General features: G+C 71.5%; 24 protein-coding genes, 3 tRNA genes and 1 pseudogene. 16 read left to right on the top strand and 12 right to left on the bottom strand.

Translation table 11 applies throughout. The annotated features are described in order from the left end of the window. Nucleotides 1-18: 18 nt before the first annotated feature. Genes O7543_RS12845 through O7543_RS12835 form a run of 3 tightly spaced genes read right to left on the bottom strand, consistent with a single transcriptional unit; the run spans nt 19 to nt 3,941 of the window. Nucleotides 19-1,287, bottom strand: coding sequence for an allantoate amidohydrolase (locus O7543_RS12845; protein ID WP_281553609.1), 1,269 nt, complete (start codon nt 1,285-1,287; stop codon nt 19-21). Further along, the gene (locus O7543_RS12840) at nt 1,284-2,996 is read right to left on the bottom strand and encodes a urocanate hydratase (protein ID WP_281553610.1); all 1,713 of its coding nucleotides are present in this window, start codon (nt 2,994-2,996) and stop codon (nt 1,284-1,286) included. The genes O7543_RS12845 and O7543_RS12840 overlap by 4 nt, the downstream gene beginning before the upstream one ends. Nucleotides 2,997-3,017: 21 nt before the next feature. Further along, nucleotides 3,018-3,941 (bottom strand): MurR/RpiR family transcriptional regulator, encoded by a 924-nt coding sequence (locus O7543_RS12835; protein WP_281553611.1) that lies wholly within the window; start codon nt 3,939-3,941, stop codon nt 3,018-3,020. 98 nt (nt 3,942-4,039) lie between these two features. Between O7543_RS12835 and O7543_RS12830 the strand changes: the two genes are divergently transcribed. Both O7543_RS12830 and O7543_RS12825 read left to right on the top strand, forming a co-directional pair. Further along, complete coding sequence (locus O7543_RS12830; protein ID WP_281553612.1) at nt 4,040-4,939, top strand: MOSC N-terminal beta barrel domain-containing protein; 900 nt, start codon at nt 4,040-4,042, stop codon at nt 4,937-4,939. 54 nt (nt 4,940-4,993) lie between these two features. Continuing rightward, a complete protein-coding gene (locus O7543_RS12825; protein ID WP_281553613.1) occupies nt 4,994-5,995 on the top strand; it encodes an expansin EXLX1 family cellulose-binding protein in 1,002 nt (333 codons plus the stop codon). 12 nt (nt 5,996-6,007) lie between these two features. Here the strand turns inward: O7543_RS12825 and O7543_RS12820 are convergent, their stop codons facing one another. The 3 genes from O7543_RS12820 to bcp form a co-directional block, all read right to left on the bottom strand. Continuing rightward, nucleotides 6,008-6,574: a GNAT family N-acetyltransferase gene (locus tag O7543_RS12820; RefSeq protein ID WP_281553614.1), complete on the bottom strand. Its 567-nt coding sequence runs from the start codon at nt 6,572-6,574 to the stop codon at nt 6,008-6,010. Nucleotides 6,575-6,617: 43 nt separating this feature from the next. Further along, a tRNA-Leu gene (locus tag O7543_RS12815) sits at nt 6,618-6,691 on the bottom strand. An 80-nt stretch (nt 6,692-6,771) separates the two neighbouring features. Beyond that, nucleotides 6,772-7,263: a thioredoxin-dependent thiol peroxidase gene (gene bcp / locus O7543_RS12810; RefSeq protein ID WP_281553615.1), complete on the bottom strand. Its 492-nt coding sequence runs from the start codon at nt 7,261-7,263 to the stop codon at nt 6,772-6,774. Between the two features lie 135 nt (nt 7,264-7,398). Between bcp and O7543_RS12805 the strand changes: the two genes are divergently transcribed. The 4 genes and pseudogenes from O7543_RS12805 to O7543_RS12790 all read left to right on the top strand — a co-directional run. Further along, nucleotides 7,399-8,145 (top strand): energy-coupling factor ABC transporter permease, encoded by a 747-nt coding sequence (locus O7543_RS12805; RefSeq protein ID WP_281553616.1) that lies wholly within the window; start codon nt 7,399-7,401, stop codon nt 8,143-8,145. Further along, nucleotides 8,142-8,522: a PDGLE domain-containing protein gene (locus O7543_RS12800; RefSeq protein ID WP_281553617.1), complete on the top strand. Its 381-nt coding sequence runs from the start codon at nt 8,142-8,144 to the stop codon at nt 8,520-8,522. Before O7543_RS12805 ends, O7543_RS12800 begins: the two co-directional genes overlap by 4 nt. A 6-nt stretch (nt 8,523-8,528) precedes the next feature. Further along, nucleotides 8,529-9,299: a cobalt ECF transporter T component CbiQ gene (gene cbiQ / locus O7543_RS12795; RefSeq protein ID WP_281553618.1), complete on the top strand. Its 771-nt coding sequence runs from the start codon at nt 8,529-8,531 to the stop codon at nt 9,297-9,299. Between the two features lie 50 nt (nt 9,300-9,349). After that, nucleotides 9,350-10,093: pseudogene (locus O7543_RS12790) on the top strand (ABC transporter ATP-binding protein); the annotation flags it as partial. Here the strand turns inward: O7543_RS12790 and O7543_RS30210 are convergent. The 3 genes from O7543_RS30210 to O7543_RS12780 are packed head-to-tail and all read right to left on the bottom strand — an operon-like array spanning nt 10,079 to nt 12,475. Then, nucleotides 10,079-11,266: a hypothetical protein gene (locus tag O7543_RS30210; protein WP_348650105.1), complete on the bottom strand. Its 1,188-nt coding sequence runs from the start codon at nt 11,264-11,266 to the stop codon at nt 10,079-10,081. The pseudogene O7543_RS12790 and the gene O7543_RS30210 overlap by 15 nt on opposite strands. Before the next feature lies 1 nt (nt 11,267). Continuing rightward, entirely contained in the window at nt 11,268-11,978 is a 711-nt protein-coding gene (locus O7543_RS12785; protein ID WP_281553619.1) for a thioredoxin domain-containing protein, read from the bottom strand. A 32-nt stretch (nt 11,979-12,010) separates the two neighbouring features. After that, nucleotides 12,011-12,475 (bottom strand): MauE/DoxX family redox-associated membrane protein, encoded by a 465-nt coding sequence (locus O7543_RS12780; protein WP_281553620.1) that lies wholly within the window; start codon nt 12,473-12,475, stop codon nt 12,011-12,013. Between the two features lie 180 nt (nt 12,476-12,655). Between O7543_RS12780 and O7543_RS12775 the strand changes: the two genes are divergently transcribed. Both O7543_RS12775 and O7543_RS12770 read left to right on the top strand, forming a co-directional pair. Further along, on the top strand, nt 12,656-14,311 hold the full coding sequence (locus tag O7543_RS12775) for a copper resistance protein CopC (protein ID WP_281553621.1): 1,656 nt from the start codon (nt 12,656-12,658) through the stop codon (nt 14,309-14,311). A 13-nt stretch (nt 14,312-14,324) separates the two neighbouring features. Next, nucleotides 14,325-15,143 (top strand): YcnI family protein, encoded by an 819-nt coding sequence (locus O7543_RS12770; protein WP_281553622.1) that lies wholly within the window; start codon nt 14,325-14,327, stop codon nt 15,141-15,143. Here O7543_RS12770 and O7543_RS12765 read toward each other — a convergent pair. Then, entirely contained in the window at nt 15,097-16,395 is a 1,299-nt protein-coding gene (locus tag O7543_RS12765) for a glycosyltransferase family 87 protein (RefSeq protein WP_281553623.1), read from the bottom strand. The genes O7543_RS12770 and O7543_RS12765 overlap by 47 nt on opposite strands. Nucleotides 16,396-16,467: 72 nt before the next feature. Here O7543_RS12765 and orn point away from each other — a divergent pair, with 72 nt between their 5' ends. Together orn and O7543_RS12755 are read left to right on the top strand one after the other, a co-directional pair. Beyond that, nucleotides 16,468-17,058 carry an oligoribonuclease gene (gene orn / locus O7543_RS12760; RefSeq protein WP_281553624.1) on the top strand — a complete coding sequence of 197 codons (591 nt, stop codon included), beginning with the start codon at nt 16,468-16,470 and terminating at the stop codon, nt 17,056-17,058. Between the two features lie 129 nt (nt 17,059-17,187). Further along, a tRNA-His gene (locus O7543_RS12755) sits at nt 17,188-17,263 on the top strand. Between the two features lie 74 nt (nt 17,264-17,337). Here O7543_RS12755 and O7543_RS12750 read toward each other — a convergent pair. Together O7543_RS12750 and O7543_RS12745 are read right to left on the bottom strand one after the other, a co-directional pair. Then, nucleotides 17,338-18,654, bottom strand: a complete 1,317-nt coding sequence (locus O7543_RS12750) for an Ig-like domain-containing protein (RefSeq protein WP_281553625.1) — start codon at nt 18,652-18,654, stop codon at nt 17,338-17,340. A gap of 221 nt (nt 18,655-18,875) precedes the next feature. After that, nucleotides 18,876-20,156, bottom strand: a complete 1,281-nt coding sequence (locus tag O7543_RS12745; RefSeq protein WP_281553626.1) for an Ig-like domain-containing protein — start codon at nt 20,154-20,156, stop codon at nt 18,876-18,878. Between the two features lie 186 nt (nt 20,157-20,342). Here O7543_RS12745 and O7543_RS12740 point away from each other — a divergent pair. The 6 genes from O7543_RS12740 (at nt 20,343) to O7543_RS12720 (ending at nt 24,405) form a co-directional block, all read left to right on the top strand. Next, nucleotides 20,343-20,418 (top strand) — tRNA-Lys (locus O7543_RS12740). 195 nt (nt 20,419-20,613) lie between these two features. Next, complete coding sequence (locus tag O7543_RS12735) at nt 20,614-21,054, top strand: NUDIX domain-containing protein (protein ID WP_281553627.1); 441 nt, start codon at nt 20,614-20,616, stop codon at nt 21,052-21,054. Nucleotides 21,055-21,231: 177 nt separating this feature from the next. After that, nucleotides 21,232-22,395: a hypothetical protein gene (locus O7543_RS12730; protein ID WP_281553628.1), complete on the top strand. Its 1,164-nt coding sequence runs from the start codon at nt 21,232-21,234 to the stop codon at nt 22,393-22,395. 198 nt (nt 22,396-22,593) lie between these two features. Beyond that, the gene (locus O7543_RS12725) at nt 22,594-23,478 is read left to right on the top strand and encodes a phosphotransferase (protein WP_281567405.1); all 885 of its coding nucleotides are present in this window, start codon (nt 22,594-22,596) and stop codon (nt 23,476-23,478) included. A gap of 451 nt (nt 23,479-23,929) precedes the next feature. Beyond that, complete coding sequence (amcA, locus tag O7543_RS30205) at nt 23,930-24,088, top strand: multiple cyclophane-containing RiPP AmcA (protein ID WP_281553629.1); 159 nt, start codon at nt 23,930-23,932, stop codon at nt 24,086-24,088. Next, complete coding sequence (locus O7543_RS12720) at nt 24,088-24,405, top strand: hypothetical protein (protein ID WP_281553630.1); 318 nt, start codon at nt 24,088-24,090, stop codon at nt 24,403-24,405. The genes amcA and O7543_RS12720 overlap by 1 nt, the downstream gene beginning before the upstream one ends. The last annotated feature ends 24 nt before the right edge of the window (nt 24,406-24,429 follow it).

Genomic DNA, 24,429 nt, shown 5'->3' with positions numbered 1-24,429 from the left:
CCCGATCCGCCGGCCGCCTCATTTGCCAGCCAGGTCGGCCAGCGCGGCGGCGAGGGCCCGCACCCCGGTGGCGCAGTCGTCGTCGGTGGCGTGCTCGGTCGGGGCGTGCGACACCCCGGTCGGATTCCGTACGAAGATCATCGCCGTCGGCACGTGTCCGGCCAGGACGCCGGCGTCGTGCCCGGCGGCGGTCGGCAGCACCGGCACCGCGCCGGTCAGCTGCGCACCCACCGCCGTGGCGATCCGGTCGGTCAGGTCCGGGTCGAAGGCGACCGGCGGGCTGTCCGACTCGCGGACCACCGCCACCGACGTACCGTCCGCCTGCGCCCGGGCCGCCGCCTCGGCCCCGACCGCCTCGACCAGTGTGGTCAGGGCGGTGTCGTCGGCGGCCCGCGCGTCCAGCCAGGCGTGCACCTGGGCTGGGATCGCGTTGGTGGCGTTGGGTCGCACCGCGACCCGGCCGATGGTGGCGTGCGCGCCCAGCCGGCGGGCCTGCGCGTCGGCGGCGAGTACGGTGTGCGCGCAGGTCAGCATCGGGTCCCGGCGGTCGACCATCCGGGTGGTGCCGGCGTGGTCGCCGGCACCGGTGAACTCCAGTCGCCACCGGCCGTGCGGCCAGATCATGCTGGCCACCCCGACCGGGGCACCGAGGTCGACCAACGCCCGGCCCTGCTCGACGTGCAACTCGACGAAGACCCCGACCCGGGCCAACCGGTCCGGGTCCGGCCCGGCCGCCGCCGGGTCGGCACCGGCCGCCTGCATCGCCTCGGCCACCGTCACCCCGTCGGAGTCGGTCAGCGCCAGCGCGTACTGCGCCGACACGCCGCCGGTGAGCAGCCGCGATCCGAGGCAGGCCAGGCCGAACCGGCCGCCCTCCTCCTCGACGAACGCGGCGACGGTCACCGGCCGGGCCGGGGTGAAGCCACGCTCCCGCAGTTCGTCGACGGCGAGCAGCGCCGACACGATGCCCAGCGGTCCGTCGTAGCCGCCGCCGTGCGGCACCGAGTCGAAGTGGCTGCCGGTGACCACCGCCGGGCTGGTCGGGTCGACCCCGGACGGTATCCAGTCGGCCCACAGATTGCCGTTGCCGTCGGGGCGCACCGCCAGCCCGCGTCGGCGGGCTTCGGCGGTGAACCACTCCCGGCAGGTCAGCTCCGCCGCCGACCAGGCGTAGCGCAGGTATCCGCCGGTACCCGGATCACGGCCGATGCCGGCCAGCTGCGCCCACATCGCCCGGAACCGTTCGACCAGCGGGTCAGCGGTGCTCACCGGGGCCGGGCCGGTCATCGGCGGCCCATCGGCACCGGCAGGTCATGCGCGGCGGCGACCTGACCGGCCAGCTGGTAGCCGGCGTCGACGTGGCGCAGCACCCCGGTCGCCGGGTCGTTGCGCAGCACCCGCTCGATCTTCTGCCCGGCCAGCGCCGACCCGTCGGCGACGCAGACCTGACCGGCGTGGATCGACCGGCCGATGCCGACCCCGCCGCCGTGGTGGATGCTCACCCAGGACGCGCCGCTGGCCGTGTTGACCAGGGCGTTGAGCAGCGGCCAGTCGGCGATCGCGTCGGAGCCGTCGGCCATCGCCTCGGTCTCCCGGTACGGCGACGCCACCGAACCGCAGTCCAGATGGTCCCGGCCGATCACCACCGGGGCGGCCAGCTCACCGCGGGCCACCATCTCGTTGAACCGCACCCCGGCGAGTTCCCGTTCGCCGTACCCGAGCCAGCAGATCCGGGCCGGCAGCCCCTGGAAGGCGACCCGTTCGCCGGCCAGCCGGATCCAGCGGGCCAGCGCCTCGTTGTCGCCGAACAGGTCGAGGATCGCCCGGTCGGTGGCGGCGATGTCGGCCGGATCGCCGGACAGCGCCGCCCACCGGAACGGACCCTTGCCGGCGCAGAACAGCGGCCGGATGTACGCCGGCACGAAACCGGGGAAGTCGAACGCCCGATCGTAGCCGCCGAGCCGGGCCTCGTCGCGGATCGAGTTGCCGTAGTCGAACACCTCGGCACCGGCGTCGGCAAAGCCGACCATCGCGGCGACGTGCCGGGCCATCGACTCCCGGGCCCGCTGCGTGTACTCCTGCGGTGCCCGGCCGGCGTACGCCGCCGCGTCGGCCAGCTCGACCCCTTCCGGCAGGTAGCTCAGCGGGTCGTGCGCGCTGGTCTGGTCGGTGACGATGTCGATCTCGACGCCGTCGGCGAGCAGCTGCGGCAAGACGGTCGCCGCGTTGCCGACCACGCCGACTGACAGCGCCCGCCGGTCCCGCCGGGCGGCCTGGGCCAAGGTGACCGCCTCGGCCAGCGAGGCGGCGACGGTGTCCAGGTAGCCGGTGGCGACCCGGCGGGCCAGTCGCTGCGGGTCGACGTCGACGATCAGGCACACCCCACCGTTCATGGTGACCGCGAGCGGCTGCGCGCCGCCCATCCCGCCGCAGCCGGCGGTCAGCGTCAGCGTGCCGGCCAGCGACGCGGCACCGACCCGGTCGATCCAGGCCGGCGGCGCGGTGGGGTCGACCGGCGTGGTCGTGGTGCCCGCCGCCAGTTTGGCGGCGACCGCCGCGAACGTCTCGTAGGTGCCCTGCAGGATGCCCTGGGTGCCGATGTAGATCCACGAGCCGGCGGTCATCTGCCCGTACATGGTCAGGCCGAGTTGCTCCAGCCGGCGGAACTCCGGCCAGGTCGCCCAGTCGCCGACCAGGTTCGAGTTGGCCAGCAGCACCCGGGGCGCCCACTCGTGGGTGCGCAGGACGCCGACCGGCCGGCCCGACTGGACCAGCATCGTCTCGTCGTCGGCCAGCTCGTTAAGCGTCGCCACCAGTGCGTGGTAGGACGGCCAGTCCCGGGCCGCCCGGCCGGTGCCGCCGTACACCACCAGGTCGTCGGGGCGTTCGGCGACGTCCGGGTCGAGGTTGTTCATCAGCATCCGCAGCGCGGCCTCCTGCGGCCACCCCTTGGCGGTACGGTTGGCGCCGCGCGCCGCCCGGATCAGCTCAGCCATGTCGCGGTCCCTTCCGGGTGGTCAGCCGATGAAGACATTGCGCTGGGCGGCGGAGCGCTCGAACTGCTCCAGCCGCCGCTGCGCCTCGCCCGGTGCCGCGTCGCAGATCGCCTGCAGCAGGACCATCGCCAACGCCATCGGCGCGGCGTGCAGATCGAACACCAGCTGGTCGCCGACCGGGGCGGGCAGCACCAGGTCGGCGTGTTCGGCGGCCGGGCTCAACAGGGAGTCGGTGATCAGCACCACGGCCAGGCCGACGGCGCGCGCTTCGACCAGCGCGTCGACGGCTTCCCGAGGGTAGCGGGGCAGCACGATGGCCAGCAGCGCGGTCGCGCCGGCTTCCCGGGTCTGTTCCAGGCGCTCCGGCAGCAGGCTGCCGCCGCTGTCCAGCACCCGTACGTCCGGGCGGACCTTGGCGGCGAAGAACCCGAAGTAGGTGGCCAGTGGGGCGGCGGCCCGCAGCCCCAGTACCGGCAGCGGGGTGCTGCCGGCCAGCAGGGTGCCGGCGGCGGTGAGCCGGTCCCGATCGCCGAGCTGGTCGGCGAGCATGCTCAGCTGCCGGGCCTCGGCGCGGACCGCGCGCTGCATCTCGTTGTCGGCGGCGTAGGCCCGCCGCCCGCCGCGCCGGGACTCGCCGCGCGGTACGGGCAGGCCGGCAGCGCCGCCGGGCTGGCCGGTGCCTGGTGGGTTGACGGCGAACTCGCGTAGTCGGCGGCGCAGCGCCGGGTAGCCGTCGTAGCCGAGCGCCATCGCGAACCGGGTGACCGACGGCTGACTGACCCGGGCCAGCTCGGCGACCTCGGCGGCGGACAGGAACGCGGCGGATCCGGCGTGCTGCACCAGGCTGTGCGCGATCCGACGTTGGGTGGGGGTGAGGCGGACCCCGGTGAACAGGTCGAGCACCCGTTCGGCCGAAGCGGCCGGGACGACCTCGCTGTCATTCACCCTGACACTGTATGCAATATTTCATTCAGCCGGCAACGGTGGCCGCGCCGGCACCGGCGGCGGCTGTGGTAGAACCAGCGCGTGGAACGCCTGTCGCCGTGTCGCAACCCGGTCCGCACCCGGCCGCCGTCGTGACCGGCGTCCGGGTCGCCGCCCTCCACACGTACCCGGTCAAGGGGTGTCGCCGGCTCGACCACGACGACGCCCGGGTCGAGCCCTGGGGCCTGGCCGGGGACCGACGCTGGATGATCATCGACCCGGACGGGGTCGGCATCACCCAGCGGGAGGCTCCGGCCCTGGTCCACATCCACCCCCGGCCCGTCGCCGGTGGACTCATCCTGCACACCGGCCGGCCGACGCCGGACGTTCCCCCGCCGGTCGCGCCCAGACTGGATGTCCGCGCGCCGGTCGCCGGCCCGCCGGTGCAGGTCCGTGTCTTCCGGGCCAAGACCCCGGTGCCGGCCCGGCTCGCTGCGGCCGCCGCACACGACTGGATCAGTACGCTCATCGGCAGGCCGGCCCGACTGGCCTGGCTGGCCGACCCGGCGGTACGGGCGGTCGACCCTGACCACGGCCGCTCCGGCGACGTGGTCAGCTTCGCCGACGGCTATCCGGTGCTGCTGACCAACGCGGCCTCCCTCGATGCGGTCAACGACTGGCTCGTCGAGTCGGGCGACCCGGCCGCGCCGTTGCCGATGCACCGGTTCCGCCCCAACGTGGTGATCAGTGGAGCGCCGGCCTGGGCCGAGGACGGCTGGCTGGGGCGTCGGATCCGGATCGGCGACGTCACCTTCCGGGTGGCCAAGACCTGCACCCGCTGCGTCGTGACCACCACCGACCAGGACACCGGCGAACGCGGCCAGCAGCCGCTGCGGATCCTCGCCCGACACCATCGTGGCCCGAAGGGTGTCCTGTTCGGGATGAACCTCATCCCGGACGGCACCGGGCGGATCACCGTCGGCGACAACGTGGTGGTTGCGGCCGGTCCCGACTCTTAGGTCTCACTTAGGACCGTTGCCCGGGTACGTCGCAGTACGGCAGCATCGCTGGACGTGACCGACGACGGACCCGCCTTCCATGCCCGCCGGCCTTTCCCGGCCGGCCGGACCCGCTGGCTGGCCGGCGGCGCGTCGGCGGCCGGGGCCGGCCTGCTCGGCCTGCTGCTGGCTGCCCAGGTCGGTGCCAGCCCGGCCTGCGCGGCACCACCCGCCGGCGGCGGCACCAACCAGGGCAAGGCCACTTTCTACGACGCGCAGGGGCAGGGTGGCAACTGTTCGTTCGACAGTGCGCCGGCCGACCGGATGTACGTCGCGCTCGGCCCGGACGAGTACGCCGACGCCGCCGCGTGCGGCGGGTACCTCGATGTCACCGGTCCCCGCGGCACCGTCCGCGTCGTCGTCATGGACCAGTGCCCGGAGTGCGCCGCCGGCCACCTCGACCTGTCCCGGGAGGCGTTCGCCCGGATCGCTGACCCGGTGCGGGGCATCGTCGACGTCAGCTACCGGGCGGTGGTCGACCCGCCGACCGGGCCGCTCGCAGTGCGGGTCAAGGAGGGCGCGTCGCAGTGGTGGTTCGCGGTACGGGTCACTGACCACGGCAACCCGCTCGCGACGGTCGAGGCCCGAACCGGATCGGGGTGGCGCGGACTTGTCCGGCACGACTACAACTACTGGCTCGCCGACGACGGACTCGGCCCCGGCCCGTACTCCCTGCGGGTCACCGACGTGTACGGCAACCGGACGACCGTGCCGGGGGTCCAGCTGGCCCCGGGGCGGACCCAGCGGACCGACGTGCGGCTGTACGGCAGCGGATCGGGTTCCAGCTCCGGCTCCCGGTCGGCCGGGTCGTCCTCGGCCGCCGACGGCTCCGGTGACCGGCCGCCGCCGGCGCAGGCCACGGCGGCCGCCGAACCACCGTCGCCAGGTCCAACGCCCACCGGGTCGGCCTCGCCGGGTCCGTCGCCAACCGCCGGTGCAGCGGGTCTCGGCGCGGCCGCCAGCCCGTCGACGGTGCCGGCCGCGGCTGCTGCCGAGCCGCCGTCAGTCTGCGGCTGACCGATCCCCCCGTCAGCCTGTCACCGGCCTGCTGGCTGATGCGCCGCTCAGTTCCCGCCACATGATGATCTCGTCCCGGTCGTCGCCGTCGGCCACCCGCAGCGCGCCCGGCAGCCGGCCCACCTCCCGGTAGCCGCACCGCTGGTAGAACGCGGGCAGCCCGTGCCCGTCGCGGATGGTGACCTGCAGCGCGGAGAGCCCCATCGACCGGCCGACCCGCTCCGCCTCGGCCATCAGAGCCAGCCCGTAGCCGCGCCCTTGCCGGTCAGGCGTGACCACCACCCGCTTGAGTACCCGCCAGTGTTCCTTGAGGTCGAACCGGTTGCTGGTGACGAAGACGAACGCGGCCAGCCCGGCATCGTCGTGGCCGACGAGCAGCCGGTCGATGCCGGCGGCGACCCCGGCGAACGCCGCCTCGGCGGTCGGGCGTACGTCGGCGACGGTCACCGGGGCGACGAAGCCGACCGCGCCACCGGCGTTGGTCGCGTCCGCCCAGACCGCGATGATCCGCTCGCGCAGCTCGTCGTCGAGCGGCGGATCAAGGACGAAGCCCAGCCGTACGTGGAGTGGGTGCATCATTGCGGTGTGTCGACTCCGGGTGGCCTGGGTGACAGGCGTTGTGTAGGGCCGGCGGGACTTGAACCCACACTGGTGCGATCCTAAGTCGCATGCCTCTGCCAATTGGGCTACGGCCCCGAGCGCTCCTAGGTTACGTGCCGAGGACAGGTTAGCCGAATCCCGGTCGGCCGGAGCCGGAGCCGGCGGCGGCTGCCGCGTCAGTCGAGGCCGAGGTCGCGGCGGAGCTTGGCGACGTGGCCGGTGGCCTTGACGTTGTACAGCGCTCTGGTGATCCGCCCCTCGGCGTCGATCACGAAGGTCGACCGGATCACCCCGGTGACCGTCCTGCCGTACAACTGCTTCTCGCCGTAGGCGCCGTACGCGGTGAGCACGGCCTTGTCCGGGTCGGACAGCAGCGGGAAGGTGAGCCCGTCCCGCTCGCGGAACTTGGCGAGTTTCTCCGGTTTGTCGGGAGAGATACCGACCACCTCGTAGCCGGCGGCCTGCAGCCCGGCGAGCGAGTCGCGGAAATCACACGCCTGCTTGGTGCAGCCCGGGGTCATCGCCGACGGGTACGCGTACAGCACCACGTTGCGCCCGCGGAGCTCCTTGAGGGACAACTGGTCGCCGCTGTCGGTCCGTAAGGTGAATTCCGGGGCGGAATCGCCCGGCGCGAGGCGGACCGGCCCGTCGGTGGCAGCTGAGGTCATGGCGGGAGCCTACTCCCGCCGCTACCGGTCGGGTTGGGCCGCCAACCGTGATCAGTTGCATCCTCTATGCAAGAGCAGCGATGGCGAAATAGGCTGGCCGCGCCACCAACGGACTGCCCAGCCGGGAGGAACCACGTGGACCCCCTCGCACTCCACATCCAGAACGGGGTGCTCAACGGCCCCGTAGCGATCAGCTGCGCCGTCCTTGCCGCCGTGGCCTTCGGGTACTGCGTCGTCCGCGGCCGTCGGGACCTCGACGACCGGCTCGCCCCGATGGCCGGCCTGGTCGCCGCGTTCATCTTCGCCGTCCAGATGCTCAACTTCCCGGTGCTGCCCGGAGTCAGCGGGCACCTGCTCGGCGGCGCGCTGGCCGCGCTGCTGGTCGGCCCATGGGTCGGCGCACTCTGCGTCTCGATCGTGCTGATCGTGCAGGCACTGCTGTTCGCCGACGGCGGGGTCACCGCGATCGGCCCGAACGTCACCAACATGGCGCTGGTCGGCACCGCCGCCGCGTACGGACTGATCTTCGTCCTGCTACGGGTGCTGCCACGCACGCCGACCGGGCTGGCGGTCACCGCCTTCGTCGCGTCGGTGGTCAGCGTTGTCGCAGCCGCGTTGAGCTTCGTGCTGCAGTACGCCATCGGCGGCACCACCGCGCTGCAGGACTTCGGCCTCGGCCAGGTGCTGGCCCTGATGACCGGTACCCACGTCCTGATCGGCGTCGGTGAAGGGCTGATCGCCGCGGTCACCGTGCTGACCGTCGCCCGGACCCGGCCCGACCTGGTGTACGCCCTGCGCGGCCTGCGCCGCCCGACCAGCCCGACCCCTGACCCGACCGGCCCGACCACCAGCCATTCCGTTTCCGCCGGAGGTGCCGCATGAAGCGCAACACCGGTTTCATCCTGGCCGGCCTGTTCGTCTCGCTGCTGCTGGCCGGCGTGGTCAGCAATTTCGCCTCCGGCTCGCCCGACGGGCTGGACTCGGCGTCGACCCAGGGCTGCGAACTCGACGGCGAGGAGATCGTCGGCGGGGCCTGCATGGGCTCCGGCGCGCAGGACCACGAGCTGGCCGACAGCCCGTTCGCCGACTACGGCCTGACCGCCGTGGACAACGGTTTCATCGGTACGGCGGTCGCCGGCGTCGTCGGGGTGCTGCTCACCTTCGCGGTCGCCGGTGGGCTGTTCTGGCTGACCCGCAGCCGCCGGCCGGCCGGCGAGGCACTGGCCGCCCGGGCGCCGGCCGGCGGACCGAAGAGCTGACCAGCGGTGGGAGCCGGGCACGCGCAGTTGCTGCACCTGGAGCGGGACAGCCCGGTGCACCGGCTCCCGCCGGAGACGAAGATCGCCGCGATGCTGGCGTTCACCCTGGTGGTGGTGGCCACCCCGCGCGAGCGGCTGTGGGCCTTCGGCGGCTATCTGCTGCTGGTCGTGGCGGTCGCCGTCGTCGCCCGGGTGCCGGCGGGCTGGCTGGCCCGGCGGTCGCTGATCGAGGTCCCGTTCGTGGCCTTCGCGTTCGCGCTACCGCTGCTGGCCGGCGGTGAACGGATCCCGCTCGCCGGTCTGAGCCTGTCCGTCGAGGGCCTCTACGGCGGCTGGAACATCCTGGCCAAGGCCACCCTCGGGGTGCTCGCGTCACTGCTGCTGGCGGCCACCACCACCAGCCGCGAACTGCTGGTCGGGCTGGACCGGCTGCGCTGCCCGTCGATCGTCACCCAGATCGCCACGTTCATGCTGCGCTACGTCAACGTGCTGGTCGACGAGGCCCGACGGATGCGGATCGCCCGGATCTCCCGGGGCGACGACCCGCGCTTCCTCTGGCAGGTACGCGGGTTCGCCGCCGGCGTCGGCGCGTTGTTCCTGCGGGCGTTCGAGCGCGGCGAGCGGGTGTACCTGGCGATGATCTCCCGCGGGTACACCGGTCGGATGCCGGTGGCCTGGCAGGCCACCGGCGGTGCCACGGCCGGCCAGTGGATGCTGGCCGCGTCGGTACCGGTGACGGCCGCTACCATCGCCGCCGTGGCGGTGTTGTCGCGGTGAGCGATCCGGTCGACGCGGGCTCGACGCAGCCGGCCGGCGACGGCGGTCCGATGCCGTCTGTCGGCCCGGTGCCGCCGTCGCTGCGGGTGCGTGACCTGCGGTTCAGCTACCCGGACGGGCATCCGGCGCTGCACGGGGTGGATTTGACCGTGCCCGCCGGGGCCCGGGTGGCGTTGCTGGGGCCCAACGGTGCCGGCAAGACCACGCTGGTGCTGCACCTCAACGGCGTACTTCGGGGCGGGTCCGGTCAGGTCGAGGTCGGTGGGCTGCTGGTGGATCAGCGGCGGGCGACCCTGGCCGAGGTACGCCGCCGGGTCGGCATCGTCTTCCAGGATCCGGACGACCAGCTGTTCCTGCCGAGCGTCGCCGAGGACGTGGCGTTCGGCCCGGCGAACCTGGGGCTGCGCGGTGCCGAGCTGGCGGCGCGGGTCGACGAGGCGCTCGACGCCGTCGGGATGGCGCAGCACCGGGACCGGTCCCCACAGCACCTGTCCTTCGGCCAGCGGCGGCGGGTGGCGGTGGCGACGGTGCTGTCGATGCGTCCGGAGATCCTGGTGCTGGACGAGCCGTCGTCGAACCTCGACCCGGCGGCCCGTCGTGAGCTGGCCGAGGTCCTGCACCGGCTGCCGGTGACGATCCTGATGGTCACCCACGACCTGCCGTACGCGTTGGAGCTGTGCGACCGGTCGGTGATTCTGGACGGCGGCCGGGTGGTGGCGGACGGTCCGACCACAGACCTGCTCGCCGACGCGGAGCTGCTGGCCCGGCACCGGCTGGAGCTACCGTTCGGCTTCGACCCGCTGCTCGCCGCGCGCCAGCTCGCCTCCGTCCGGGCCGGTGCTGCCCGGTCCGTCCCCGGCGGCCCGCCCGACGCTTTCCGGGCCGGTGACGGGCTCCGCGCGCAGGCGTAGCACCGCGCCGAGCGCCACGGCGACCCCGCTGACCAGGACGGCGGCGACCACGATCCGCGGCCACCAGGCCGGTCCGGGCACCGGGGCGATCGCCCGGGTGAACACGGCGGCGTTGGCCGCCCCGGCGAAGACCGCCAGGCAGGTGCCGGTCAGGGCGAGGGCCAGCTCGGCACCGGCTCGGCGGCGTGCCGCGTACCCGGCGGCGGCCAGCGCGGCCAGCCCGGTCAGCAGAGCCCAGACCGGGCCGTCGAGCAGCACACTGAGCAGGCCGGCCGGGCCACCGGTGCCGGATTCGACGGCGCGGGCCATCGCATAGCCGACGGCGGCCGCCGCGCCGACGGCGAGCCCGCCGGCGGAGACCAGCTGTGCGGTCCGCGGATCATGGCGGGCGGTAGCCACCAGAGCGACCATCATCAGTACGGCACCGAGCAGCGTGCCGCCCCACCAGTGCAGCGGGTCGGGCGGCGGGATCCAGTCCAGCGTGCCGCGCAGCTCGACCGGGGTGACGCCGTCGCGCAGCGGCACCACCCAGTCGCGTACCCGGTGCACCTGGTCGGGTGCGGCCCGCACCGCGTCCGGCGGCGCGGCGTCCAGCCAGTAGGTCCGTTGGTCGTGCCAGCGGACCACCGGCCGGTCGGCGATCCGTCGCCAGTCCGGCGGCGCGGCCGGGTCGGCGTCGGCCGGCACCGGGGTGTCGCCGGCCAGGGTCTCGCTCTGGTACGCGGTGGGGGAGCGCCGGTTCTGGTAGACCCCGTCCGGTCGGATCTCCAGGTACGGCTCCCCGGCGTAGCCGAGCACCTCGACCGGCCGGCCGCTGTGGTTGGTCAACTCGAGCCGGGCACCGGCCTCGACGACCCGCACGGTGAGCCCGTCGACTGCCGGCACGGTGCCGGTCACCGCCACCCGGTAGTCGGAGGCCGCAGGGGCGTCCGCGCCGTGCGCGGTGGCCGGCGTCGCGGCACCGGTGAGCAGCACCGCCGCCACGCCGACGAACACCGCAAGCCGGCCGGCCAGTCGGGTGGCCCGCACCTGCGCCAGCCGCCGGGTGAACCGCACGTCAGCCGGCCGCGTCGACGGCGGCGGTGATGGCCTGGGCGCTCGATGCGACGGTCTCGCCGTCGACCATCACGGTCGGGGTGCCGCTGACCCCGGCCCGGCCGGCCTGCTCGGTGACGTGGGCCGGCCAGCCGCCGTAGGTGTCGTCCCGGACGCACTGGCCGAAGCTGCCGGTGTCCAGCCCGACCTCACCGCCGACGGTGATCAGCTGCTCCTCGCTGAGCCCGGGGCCGCCCTCGGCCGGCTGCTGCTCGTAGAGCGCGGCGGCGTACTCCTCGAACTGGCCGCCGGCCGCCGCGCAGCCGGACGCCGCCGACGCCCGCGTCGAGTACGCGTCGTCGCTGAGCCGGTCGAGGATCGCGACGGGGTGGTACACCAGGGTGATCCTGCCATCCTCGACGAGCTGGTCCAGGGTCGGGCCGACCTGTTGTTCGAACTGCCGGCAGGCGGGGCAGAGGAAGTCGGCGTAGAGGTCGACGGTGACCGGGCCGTCGCCGATCGGGATGCCGGAGTCGTCGGCGACCGCACCGGGTGGCGCGGTGTACTCGCCGCCGCGCTGGGTCTGGTAGACGGCCCAGCCGATCATGCCGGCGAGAACCAGCGCCACCACGGCCGCCACCGACGTCCAGAGGGCACGCTGGCGCCGCCGCTCCCGGGCCAGCTGGTCGCGGACCACCCGGGCTGCCTTCTTCTGCTCCACTCGTCGGCTCATCGCCGTCACCCGCCGATCTACCTAGAAGATGACTATCTGTTGCTGTTCAGCCACGAATCCGTCGACAGTGCTGTGCGCGGCCACCACACCAGGAACCCGGCGAGCGTCAGGAACGCAAGGTCGCGGGCGATCTCCGGGCCGTAGGCAGGGGTCTGCCCGGCGGCCAGTTCACCGCCGACGCCGAAGCAGCCGCAGTCGATCCGCAGCCCACGCACCCACGCGGAAGTGATGCCGGCGATGAAGACGACCAGCAGGCCGGCCGAGACGACCGCGCAGAGCCGGGTGGCCAGCCCGATCAGCAGCAGCACGCCGAGCGCCAGTTCGACGAAGGGCAGCGCGGCGCCGATCACCATCGCCAGGTCGTACGGAAAGACCTGGTAGGCGTTGACCGCCCGGCCGGACCCGGCCAGGTCGGTGACCTTCGACCCGCCGGCGACCAACCAGACGGCAGCCAGCCCGAGGCGGACGGCGGCTCCGATCCAGGGTCGTACCCTCATGTCTGTTAGTCGCTGCGCACCCGATGCCGAGTTCCACGGAGGCGGGACATCAAACCGGAAGATCCGATGTCGTACGTCACATCGAGCATCGCGGAACTTCGGCCACCGACCAACCGACCAACCACCAATGAGGGGAGGCCGGGTCGCGTGGACCCAGGTGGACCGGCGAGCATATTGCCCATGACTGCCGCAACGAATAGATGGACGTCGCGCCTCGTGGTCGTCGCCGGCCTGCTGCTGGCGGCACTGCCCGTGGTCCTGCTACCCGCCGCAGCGCCGGCCAGCGCGCACGCCGTCCTGGTCAGCACCAGCCCGGTGACCGACTCGGTACTGCCGAACGCCCCGGCCGAAGTGGTGCTGACCTTCTCCGAATCGGTGCGGCAGGTCCCCGACCGGGTCCGGGTGATCGCCCCGGACGGGCAGCGCGTCGACCAGGGCGAGCCGGTCTTCGACGGCGCGGTGGTCACCGTCTCCGTCGAACAACAGACGTCGCGTGGCACCTACCTGGTCAGCTACCGGGTGATCTCCGCCGACGGACACCCGGTAAGCGGCGGCTTCACCTACTCGGTCGGCGCGCCGTCGGCGGTGCCGACCGACGACGGCGGCGCCGACACCGATCCGCTGGTCAGCGGGCTGCTGCAGGCGGCCAAGTTCGTCGGGTACGCCGGACTGCTGCTGATCGTCGGCCCGGTGCTGGTGCTGAGCATGCTCTGGCCGCGCCGGCTGACCCGCAGCGGGCCGGGCCGCCTGACCTGGGCCGGGCTGGGACTGGTCGCGGCGTCCACCCTGGCCACCATCTGGCTGCAGGCACCGTACGTCACCGGCGGCGGGATCGGCGACGCCGACGGCGCGGCGCTGCGTGACGTCCTCGGCAGCGGGATCGGCGCAGCGCTGCTGGTCCGGCTCGGGGTACTGGCCGCCACGGCGGTGCTGCTGCGGCCCTTCCTGGCCGGCTCGGAAGGCCGCAGCGACCAGATCCTGCTCGGCGTCCTGGCCGTCATCGGGGTGTTCACCTGGCCGTTGGCCGGTCACCCGAGTGCCTCACCGGTACCGGCCGTCTCAGTGGTGGTCGACGCCGTGCACCTCAGCTCGATGGCGGTCTGGCTCGGCGGTCTGGCGATGCTCGCGGTGTTCCTGCTCCGGCAGGCCGAGGAGCGGGAACTCGCCGCGATCCTGCCGATCTGGTCGCGTTGGGCGGCGCTGGCGGTCTGCGCACTGCTGCTCGCCGGTACGGTGCAGGCGCTGATCGAGGTGGGTACCTTCGAGGCGCTGTTCGGCACCACGTACGGCCGGTTGCTGCTGGCCAAGATCGGCCTGTTCGGGCTGGTCCTCGCGGTGGCGGCGTACTCGCGGCAGCTGGTGCGCAACCGCAGCGCCGCCGGACGTCCCGGCCGGATGCGGCAGGCGATCGTCGCCGAACTGGCCGTCACCGCCGTGGTGCTGGCGGTCACCGCGGTGCTGGTGCAGACCACCCCGGCCCGGACCGCCATCGGCGAGGACCTGCGGGCCGACAGCGGCTACTTCTCCACCACGCTGACCAGTGACATCTACTCGCTGCAGGTGGAGGTGGACCCGGCCCGGCGGGGCAACAACTCGGTCCACCTGTACGCCTACACCGAGGACAACCGGCCGCAGCCGGTGATCGAATGGCAGGCCACTGCGGCGTTGCCGGCCAGCGGGGTCGAACCGATCGAGATCCCGCTGCTGCCGCTGACCGACAACCACGCCACCGGTGAGATCAGCCTGCCGGCTGCGGGAGACTGGGAGCTGCGGATCACCGTCCGGATTTCCGACATCGATCAGGCGACCGTCGCCACCACGGTGGAGATCAACTAGAAAGGGCTACTTCATGCTCCGTCACCGACGCACACCGGTCCGCGTTGCGGCGCTCGCCGGTGCGGCCGCCGTCGTCGGCATCCTCGGTCTGGCCGCCCCGGCGGCCGCACACATCACGGTCCACCCGACGCAGGCGCCGTCTGGCGACTACGCCCGCCTCGACTTCCAGGTGCCGAACGAGAGCGACGAACACAGCACGGTCAAGGTCGAAGTGGTGATGCCGGAGGACACGCCGATCGCCTCGGTGTCACTGGCCCGGGTGCCCGGCTGGACCGTCGAGGTGCAGACGGCGCCGGTCGATCCGCCGCTGGAGGTACACGGTGCCCAGGTGACTGAGGCGGTGTCCCGGGTCGTGTGGACAGCCGAGACCGCGGAGGCCAGCGTGCAGCCGGGCGAGTTCCTGGATCTACCAATCCGGATGGGCCCGCTGCCCGACGCCGAACAGCTGGTCTTCAAGTCGCTGCAGACCTACTCCGACGGCACCGTGGTGCGCTGGATCGAGGTGCCGGTGCCCGGCGAGGAGGAGCCGGCCACCCCGGCGAGCGTGCTCACGTTGACCTCGGCTGAGCAGGACAGCCCCGCCGTCGGCGGCGGTCAGGAGCCAGTCGACGACGAGGCACCGGCCGACGACGCCGCGACCGGCAGCGACACCGGCGGCAGCGGTGCCGCGCTCGGGGTGGGGATCGTCGGGCTGCTCGCCGGCCTCGGCGGGCTGGTACTCGGCGGGCTGGCGTTCGCCCGGACCCGCCGCCCGACGCCTGCTCCGGCGGCTGCCCCAGCGGCCGCTACCCGCCCGGAGTCGACGTCGGGTGACGGCGGATCGGCAGACTGACCAGCAGCAGCGCGGCGGCCAGCACGTACAGGTTGCGCAGCACGAAGGTGGCCGGATCGTCGGTCGGCTCCTTCGCATGGCCCCAGTCGATCAGTGACACGACACCGACGACCAGCGCCGCGAAGATGACCGCCGCCAACGCCAGTGCCGCCGACGCCGCCGGTCCGGCGGCCCGGACTCCGCTCCGGGCCGCCGCCGGCTGCGGCCCGGCGGCGACCGGCGGGCGGGCCGGCAGCGCCGCGTCGAGGAGCACGATCAGCGCCGGGACGAACCAGTAGACGTGGTGCGGCCAGGTGATCGGTGCGATCAGCGCGGCCACCAGGCCGGTCAGGGTCAGCCCGGCCAGCTCGTCACCGGCCCGTGCCGCCCGGGCCGCACGCCACAACCCGTAGCCGGCGGCGACGGCCACCAGCACCAGCCAGACCAGCCGGTCCGGCTCGGCCGGAGCGGCCAGCCGGGCGAGCAGCCCCTGCAGCGACTGGTTGCCGGTGTAGTCGCTGCGCCCCACCCGCTCGGTGCTCCACAGCTCGGTGAACCAGAACCGCCACGACTCGGCCGGGGCGACCGCCGCGGCGAGCCCGGTGGCGGCCGCCGCCGCCAGGCAGGACACCAGCGCCGCCTGCCACCGACGGGTGACCAGCAGGTAGACGATGAAGATCCCCGGGAACAGCTTGATCGCCGTCGCCAGGCCGATGCCGACGCCGGCCCAGCGGGACCGCTTCGGTACGGCGAGCAGCAGGTCGGCCAGGATCAGCACGACCAGCAGCATGTTGATCTGCCCGAGGAAGATCGTCTCCCGGGTCGGCTCGATCAGTACCACCAGCGGTACCGCCAAACCGGCCAGCCACCAGCGCGGCAGGCCGCGTCGGCGGGCGATCGGCGTGACCAGCCAGACCGTGGTGACCACCACCGCCAGCAGCGTGCCGACGGTGAACACGGCGGCGGCGGTCCCGGCGCCCACCGCCGCGAACGGGCGCAGCAGCAACGCGGTGAACGGGGGATAGGTGAAGTAGAGCTGGCCCTGCACGATGTCGGGCTGGACGTAGTCGTACAGCGGGTTGCCGTCGGCCCACCAGCGCATCGCGCTGAGGTAGATCTTCAGGTCGTAGAAGTCGTGCCGGTTGCCGTACCAGATCAGGGCGGCGACCACGGCGGCGCTGAGCGCGACGACGACCGCGATCCGGCGCGGCGTACGTGATCTGTCGTCGACGGGGCGCGGCGCGGGGCCGTCCGGGAGGGTGTCGGCGGGCACGCCCGCGAGCCTAGCGGGGGCCGCCGCCGGTGACCTGGTCGGCTGCTGGACGGTGCCGCGTAGGCTGTCCGCGTGGCGGATCTTCTTGTCTGGATCGACTGTGAGATGACCGGGCTCGACCTCGGCAGGGACGCGTTGATAGAGGTGGCCGCGCTGGTCACCGACTCGGACCTCAACGTGCTCGGCGACGGCGTCGATCTGGTGATCCACGCCGACGAGGAGACGTTGGCCGGGATGCCGGACGTGGTGCGGGAGATGCACGCCAAGTCCGGGCTGACCGAGGAGGTGCGGCGCTCGGCGGTCACCCTCGCCGAGGCGCAGGACCGGGTACTTGAGTACGTGACGAGCTTCGTGCAGGAGCCGAAGACCGCGCCGCTGTGCGGCAACTCGATCGCCACCGACCGGGGCTTCCTGGCCCGGGACATGCCGCGACTCGACTCCTACCTGCACTACCGCATGATCGATGTTTCGTCGATCAAGGAGTTGTGCCGGCGCTGGTACCCCCGGGTCTATTTCGGGCAGCCGGCCAAGGGGCTGTCGCACCGGGCGCTGGCGGACATCCGGGAGAGTATCCGGGAGCTGGAGTACTACCGGCGGTCGATCTTCGTGCCGCTGCCCGGCCCGGACGTCGACGCGGCCAAGGCGATCGCCGCCGGCCTCTGACCGTCGCCGAACGACCGGCCGCTGGGTGGCGGCCGGGCCGGCCCGGCGGAACCCGCTCGACGTGATGCCTGCCGGTAGGGCTATCATTGGTCGGCACCCCACGCGGCAGTCTGCCGGGTGTGGTTCTTGGTGGCTGTAGCTCAGCAGGTAGAGCACCGGGTTGTGGTCCCGGGTGTCGAGGGTTCAAGTCCCTTCAGTCACCCCATACCGAAGCGCCCGGCCAGGATCTGATCCTGGCCGGGCGCTTTTGCTCGGTGCCCGTTCCCGGGTGGGGACGGGTCAGGCCTGCGGGTCCGAGCTGGTTCCGGACCCGCCGGCGGCACCGCCCGGCGTCGACTCCGTCGTTGCCAACTCGGTCGACTCCGGCTCGTACGGCAGGGCGCTGCCTTCGACGAGCTCGTCCCAGCTGAGGTTCCACACCGTCCAACCGTTGCCGTTGGCGAGCTGGACCTCGGTGCCCTTGACCGTGACCGGGTCACCGACCCTGGTCTGGTTGAACAGCCACTTGGCGTTGTCCACCGACATGTTGACGCAGCCGTGTGAGACGTTGCGTACCCCCTGGTCGGCCACCGACCACGGGGCGGCGTGGATGAACTCGCCGCCCCAGGTCAGCCGTTGGGCGTACTCGATGTCCGTCCGGTAGCCCTCCTCCGGGCCCAGCTCCTCGTACGTGTCGAAGACGGTCTCCTTCAGCTTCTCCATCACGATCATGGTGCCGCTGGAGGAGGGCGTCTTCGGCTTGCCGAGACTGACCGGGATCTCCTTGATCGTCTCGCCGTCCTTGGTGACCACCATCGTCTTGCTGGTGTTGTCGACCGTCATCACCAGCGCCGCACCGACCTCGGCGTCCACGGTCAGGTCGTTGCGGCCGTACCAGCCGTCGCCCATCGGCAGGCCACCGGTCTGCGCCTTGTAGAACAGCTGGGTGCCGGCCTGCCAGAACTCGCGTGGCCGGAACTGGACCTCGGTAGGGCTCACCCAGTACCAGATGCCCTCCTGGGCGGGCTCGGTCTCGACGCTCAACCGCCGCTGCACGTCGTCGCGGTAGTCCTGCGGGATGTCCCGGCTGAACCGCAGAATCAGTGGCATCGCGACGCCGACCACGTTGCCGTCGCCCAGGAAGCTGGACACTCGTACCTGATTGCCCGGCTGGGCCATGGTCCGGAAGTTGTGGCTGGTCACGGTGGTCTCGCCGTCGTCGCCGGTCACCGTCACCGTCGCGGTGTACGCGGCGTCGTACTCCAGCTGCCCGTCGGGGAGGAAGACAGAGCCGTCGGCGTCGACCTCGCCCGGCACCGGGTTGCCGTCGACGTCGGTCAACTCAACCGTTGTCCGCGTCGCGTCGGTGGTGGTGAAGGTGATCGCCGTCGACGCGGGCACGTCGGTGGCGTCGGCGGCCGGCTCGGTGATCGTGGCCTGCGCATTCGGGCTCGGGTCGGACTCCGTGCCGCCCTGCCAGGTGGGAGCGTCGCCGGCGCCGGTGCAGGCACCGGTGAGGGCGAGCGCGGCGGCGAGCGCGACGGCCGTGACAACCCGCGGTACGGGCGGTCGCGCCCGCCCAATCCGCGGCTCTACCTGAAAGCGGCTGACTCGCATGATCCCCTCACGAAGTTCGGTCCCCGGATCCCATCGTCCAACAAAGACGCGGTGGGGCAACTCCCGGGTTCGTGCCCCAAACGTACGCAACGGCGACACGGCTGACCGGTATTCCCCGGATCGTCCGGTACATTCGGTCAGCCGTGTCACATTCGTCCGTTGTTGGCAGTCATTCAGATGTCATACTGTGCCCCCCGTGTGGACGGGAAACGCATCGACCGTCACCCGGACGTCGCTGTCGGTACTGGAGCCGGCGTCGTCGGTGCCGGTGAACCAGCCCTTGCCGGTTGTAGATCGGCCGGCACCGGCAACGCACTACCTTTGACGAACTCGTCCCAGGTGAGGTTCCAGGCCGTCCAGCCGTTGCCGTCCGCCAGCTCCCGCTCAGTGCCCTTGACCGTGATCGGGTCACCGACCTTGGTCTGGTTGAACAGCCACTTGGCGTTGTCCATCGACAGGTTGACACACCCGTGTGACACGTTGCGTACTCCCTGATCGCCGACCGACCACGGGGCGGCGTGGATGAACTCGCCACCCCAGGTGATCCGCTGGGCGAACGAGATGTCCGTCCGGTAGCCCTCCTCCGGGCCCAACTCGGCGAAGGTGTCGAAGACGGTCTGCTCCTGCTTGTCCATCACCACCATGGTGCCGCTCGACGACGGCGTACTCGGCTTGCCGAGACTGACCGGCATCTGCTTGACCAGCTTGTCATTCTTGAACATCGACAGCTGCTTGGTGGCGTTGTCGACCTCGACGGTCACCTTCTCGCCGATCTTCGCGGTGGCGCCCCGGTCCATGTCCCCGTACCGGCCGTCACCGGTCGGGTGGCCGTCCAGCGCGATTCGGGTGGTCAACGTCGTGCCGGCCTGCCAGAAGTCCGGAGCCCGGTAGAACGCCTGGGTACCGTTGGACACCCAGTGCCAGGTGCCCGGCTGTGGCGGGTCGGTCTCGACGAACATCCGCTTCTGTACGCTGGCCCGCTCCTGCTCCGGAATGCCGGGGAAGAACTCGACCACCACCGGCATCGCCACCCCGTACGTCCGCCCGTCGAACAGGTAGAGGCCGGTGCCGGTCTGCGACCCGGACCTGCCCATCGTGGTGAACGAAGTAGTCTTGGTCTCCTCCTCCCCGGTGCTGCTGGTCGCGACGACGGTCGCCGTGTACTTCTTCTGATTCTTGAGTGGTTTGTCCGGCACCCAGGCGGTGCCGTCCTCCCGCATACTGCCGCTGACCTCGCCGCCACCGTCCTCGACGAGGGTCACCGAGGTGACCTCCCCGCCGCTGACCGTGGTGCCGATCTCCGTACTGATCGGCAGGTTCTTCGCGTCCGCCTTCGGCGCGATGGCGAACTCGAACGGCTCCGGCGGGGGTGTCGGACTCGCCGTGGCCACCTGGCCGTTGACGAATCGTGGCGTCTTGTCCGATCCACACCCTGCCAGTGCCGCCGGTGCGATGACTGCCAGTGTCACCGCGACCGACCAACCCCTCCTGACCTTGTGCATGCCAGTCCCCGTTCCTTGTTCCGTCCCTGCCGACATCGTGCATCACCCGCCATGCCCTTCGTGCCTGATCCGGAAGGGTGCCAGATCCGCGCACATGGGCAGGTCCGCCGGACAGACGGCTCGTTGCCGGCAACTGGTTGGAAGCTGGACGGCCGGACATGCTAGGGTTGCCCGCGTTGTCAGCGAGCGCCGCTAGCTCAACTGGCAGAGCAGCGGACTCTTAATCCGCGGGTTGTAGGTTCGAGTCCTACGCGGCGTACCAGACACCAAGGCCCCGACCAGGCGGTTTCCGCCTGGTCGGGGCCTTTTGCCGTACGCCGTACGGCCGGTTGGGTGCTCGCCGGGCGCTCGGGAGCCGCTGGACCGTTGCGGACACGGTGTGATGCCAGCGGTCAGGCTCGAAGATCAAATGGCTGTGTTGTCGCCAGTGCATCCGTCGGGTGGATGGGGGTTGGTCGTGCGTCGGATCGTGCGGAGGTCGGTGCGGGCGATTCTGCTGGACGAGGACGACCGCCTCGTGCTGATCAAGCGGATCAAGCCAGGCCAGGCGCCGTACTGGACGACGCCGGGCGGTGGCGTGGAGCCGACGGATGTCTCCCTGGAGGCTGCGCTTCGTCGGGAGTTGCAGGAAGAACTCGGTGTCGAGGCCGATCGGTTCGCTCAGGTGTTCCTGTTCACTGCTCCCGCTGGTGAGGGCGTTTCCGTCCAGCACTTCTTCGCTTGCCGGCTACTTCGGCTCAACGAGGACGCCCGCACGGGGCAGGAGTTCGCTGAGCCGTCGCGTGGTGGCTACCAGTTGGACCGGATTAGGCTCGACGAGCTGCCTGCGGTAGATCTAAAGCCGGAAGGGCTGACCGAGTTCATCTCCTCCAATAAGGAGGCCCTGCGCTCGATGTAGGGCAGGCTGGTTGCTTGATCCCAGGTGGCGACATCGTGAGGGCCCATCGTGGGTGTTCCGGGTGTTGCTGCATGTGCCGAAACTGGGGTGGATGCCGTCGACTTGGCCGCCTTGACTTGATGTGACGGCGCGGATGCGCTGTGCTGGCGAGTGGCCGTCGTTTGATCGGGGGTGCTCGTGGCCGTGCAGGTGGACCCTGAGTGGTGGAACTCGGGATTTTGGAACGGCCGCCCGATCAGCGAGTCTCTGCGGCGGCGCGATGTCACTGCTGTCTTCCGCTTCCTCCACGCGCGGGGCGTGTCATACGGCAGGATCGCAGCTCTGGTCGGTGTCTCGTCCAACCGCGCTGCGGAGATAGCCAAGGGCGTCCGGCAGGTCACGGCCTACGAGGTGTTGGAACGGATAGCCGACGGTCTGAACATTCCGCGTCCGGCGATGGGGCTCGGCCGCGACGAGGACGCGGTTGTGCCTGTTGACCTTGGCCGTGTCGCTGTGGAGGGTGGAGCGGACCGGTCGCTGGCCGGTGTGGGTACCAGCGCGGAGATCAGCGATCTGGTGAGACTTCGTCTGGGATTGGACGAGGCTCTGGCGGCGTCGAGCGTCGCTCCTCCACAACTAGAGTTGATCGAAGAGTCCGCCAGCGAGCACATGAGGGTCTACCCCTCGGCTTCGCCCCAGGTCATGCTGTCGTTTCTGGCTGCCGACTGCCGCGAGGTTCAGATGCTGTCGCTGCGGCGGCAGCCGGCGGCGGTCCAGTCCCGGCTGTCCGGGGTGGCGGCGTTGCTGGCGACGATGTGCGCTGATGCGTTGATGCGGCTCGGAGATGTGGCTGAGGCTCGGCGGTGGTACGGCACGGCAATCAACGCGGCGGACGACAGCGGGGAGCCTCGTTTCAGGGTGCTCGTGCGGGCCCAAGCGGCGATGCTGCCGTACTACTTCGGCGATCCCACCCAAACTGTGGCGTTAGCTGACGCGGCTTTGGCGGTCACATCGATCGCATCGCCGCCGGGTGCCCTGGCAGCCGCAGGTCGGGCGCGTGCCCTGGCCCGGATCGGCGCCGCCGAGCAGGCACGGTCGGCCATCGACCAGGCGCGTCGGCTGTTCGATCAGGCTGGCGACGAGGACACCGACGTCGCCTTCAGGTTTCCGGAGAAGCGGCTGTTGTTCTACCTCTCCGGCGCGTACACCTGGCTCGGTGACACGGGTGAGGCGTATCGGGTCAGGAGGAGGCGCTGCGGCTCTACGGTGCCGCTCCGACCGTACCGATCGATGCGGCGCTCATCGCCCTGGACCGGTCGATGTGCCTTGCGCAGGACCGGCGGGCGACCGAGGCGGCGGTGACCGCGCGTGACGCCGTCGCGGACCTGCCCGAGGCGCAGCGGACGGAGATCATCTTGACCAGGGCGACCGACGTGGCAACGGCGATCCCTGACGAGAGCCATCGTGGTGAGGTCGCCGTCTTGACGGACTATGTGCGGGTGTGCCGCGAAAGCGCCCGTAGGCTTGGGACCACAGCCCCACTCGGTCCCTAGGAGCCCCATGTTCGTCGAGGCGCGCACCCGGCCGGTGCTCGCCGAGGTATGTCGTCTCCTCGGCTACCCCGACTCGAACGCGACCCTGCTGCGGCACCACACCAACGCCGTCTACGCAGTCGGTGACGTGGTTATCAAGATCGCTCCCGGCGACCATGACCTGGAACGGGTGCGTGTGATGGTGGCTGCGGTCGACTGGCTGGTGGACCACGGTTTCCCCACGGTGGGCCTTCACCCAGGACTGTCCCAGCCCTTGCGGGTGGGTGGGCACGCCGTCACGGTCTGGCAGCGTCTGGACGCGGCGCACGACAACCCCATCACCGTCTCCGAGCTCGGAACGCTTCTCCGAGTTCTGCACGCCCTGCCGGCTCCGCCGATGCCGCTGCCGATACTGCGACCGATCCGCAGCATCGAATGGTCCGTCGCCCGTTCTGAGGTCCTGAACGGCAAGGAACAGGATCTGCTGATGGGCCGGCTCGAGACGCTGGCGGTCAGCTGGGAAGCCATGCGGTTTCCCCTAGGTACGAGCCTGATCCAGTCTGATCCGCAGATCCGTAACGCGCTGCGGCGCTTCGACGGCACGCCCGTACTGGCTGACTGGGACGGTGCCGCCCTCGGACCCAGGGAGTGGGACATCGCTACGGTCGCTGTCCACTGCCGCCGATTCGACCCGCCCGGCCAGGGAGCCTTCGCCGATTTCACCGCCGCCTACGGCTGGGATGTCACCTCCTGGTCCCAGTTCGAGGAGCTGTGCCAGCTACGCGAGCTGCAAATGATCGCTACCAACGCCCGAAAGTCCCGCCCCGGAACCGAGGCCGCCGACGAAGTGCATCGCCGGATTGCCGGCCTCGTTGACGACGGGGCGGATCTGCGCCAGTGGCGGATCCTCTGAAGCAAGCCTTCCAGGTCTAGGGGACGTGTGCCGCCCGTCCCCTAGGCGTCAGCCCAGTTCAGACACGGTGAGGTGCACCGTGGCCCACCACCGTGCGTCTATTTCCGCCCTGACATTCCAGCGATCGTTAACGCAGAACACGTCGGCGGGCCGGTCCAGGTTCACCTTGACTCCATGGCACGCCGACGGGCCAGCGGCACTCACACGCCAGGGAGATGCAGATGGACGTGCCATTGGGCGGCAGGTCGGAAGGCGACCCGACGCACCGGCAAGTGCTCACGCCCGGCACCCCGTCGGCCGCACGGGTGACTCCCCGTTCGCGTACTGCCACCGAGGCTGCGAGGGCTGGTGACCGGCGGTCCGCTCCCTGCCGCTGGCCGACCGTGGTGGGCTTGCCGGCGCGCAGGCAAGCCCACCACGCACCGGGGCCAGCGCCGGTCCGGGGTCGGCCATGACCGTGTATATCTCGCGGTATGCCGCGACCGGTGAACTGTCCCGGGACCTCACGGATCACGATCAACCGGTGGAACGGCCGGTGGCCGATCTGCCGCTGCTGACGCACGTCTGGCGAATCGTGTTCGAGCAGCAGGCGCGGAAGCGCGACCGCTGATGATCGGCAACGGAGCAAGACCGGCGGAACTGGGCCGGGCAGTACCGACGGAGCATCTGCCGCTGCGTCCGCTCTGGCTGTGCCGCCGTTGCGGGCAGCCGTGGCCCTGCGGACAAGCGCGGCTGGCACTGATCGCCGAGTACCGCGACAACGCTATCGGTCTCTTCCTCCATATGGCCGGCCGGCTCTATGAGGCCATCGACGACCTGCACCGGCTCAACCCGAGCGCTACCGGCGACGCCACGGACCTGTTCGACCGGTTCCTCGGCTGGCCCGTCCGACACCACGGCGGGGCCAGATCCACCACGCCGCCCTGAGCGCGCCCTTCCACACCATTCACC

Source organism: Solwaraspora sp. WMMA2080 (genome assembly GCF_027497395.1).
Taxonomy (GTDB): Bacteria; Actinomycetota; Actinomycetes; order Mycobacteriales; family Micromonosporaceae; genus Micromonospora_E.
Note: the sequence above shows the minus strand (reverse complement) of the source record. Positions and strands in the feature narration are given on the sequence as shown.

Coding starts and splice junctions, on each gene's coding strand:
- O7543_RS12845 (WP_281553609.1), bottom strand. CDS start 1,287: ATGACCGGCCCGGCCCCGGTGAGCACCGCTGACCCGCTGGTCGAACGG.
- O7543_RS12750 (WP_281553625.1), bottom strand. CDS start 18,654: ATGCGAGTCAGCCGCTTTCAGGTAGAGCCGCGGATTGGGCGGGCGCGA.
- O7543_RS12800 (WP_281553617.1), top strand. CDS start 8,142: ATGAAGCGCAACACCGGTTTCATCCTGGCCGGCCTGTTCGTCTCGCTG.
- O7543_RS12775 (WP_281553621.1), top strand. CDS start 12,656: ATGACTGCCGCAACGAATAGATGGACGTCGCGCCTCGTGGTCGTCGCC.
- O7543_RS12820 (WP_281553614.1), bottom strand. CDS start 6,574: ATGATGCACCCACTCCACGTACGGCTGGGCTTCGTCCTTGATCCGCCG.
- bcp (WP_281553615.1), bottom strand. CDS start 7,263: ATGACCTCAGCTGCCACCGACGGGCCGGTCCGCCTCGCGCCGGGCGAT.
- O7543_RS12720 (WP_281553630.1), top strand. CDS start 24,088: ATGATCGGCAACGGAGCAAGACCGGCGGAACTGGGCCGGGCAGTACCG.
- O7543_RS12770 (WP_281553622.1), top strand. CDS start 14,325: ATGCTCCGTCACCGACGCACACCGGTCCGCGTTGCGGCGCTCGCCGGT.
- amcA (WP_281553629.1), top strand. CDS start 23,930: ATGACCGTGTATATCTCGCGGTATGCCGCGACCGGTGAACTGTCCCGG.
- O7543_RS12785 (WP_281553619.1), bottom strand. CDS start 11,978: ATGAGCCGACGAGTGGAGCAGAAGAAGGCAGCCCGGGTGGTCCGCGAC.
- O7543_RS12840 (WP_281553610.1), bottom strand. CDS start 2,996: ATGGCTGAGCTGATCCGGGCGGCGCGCGGCGCCAACCGTACCGCCAAG.
- O7543_RS12780 (WP_281553620.1), bottom strand. CDS start 12,475: ATGAGGGTACGACCCTGGATCGGAGCCGCCGTCCGCCTCGGGCTGGCT.
- O7543_RS12725 (WP_281567405.1), top strand. CDS start 22,594: ATGTTCGTCGAGGCGCGCACCCGGCCGGTGCTCGCCGAGGTATGTCGT.
- O7543_RS12745 (WP_281553626.1), bottom strand. CDS start 20,156: ATGCACAAGGTCAGGAGGGGTTGGTCGGTCGCGGTGACACTGGCAGTC.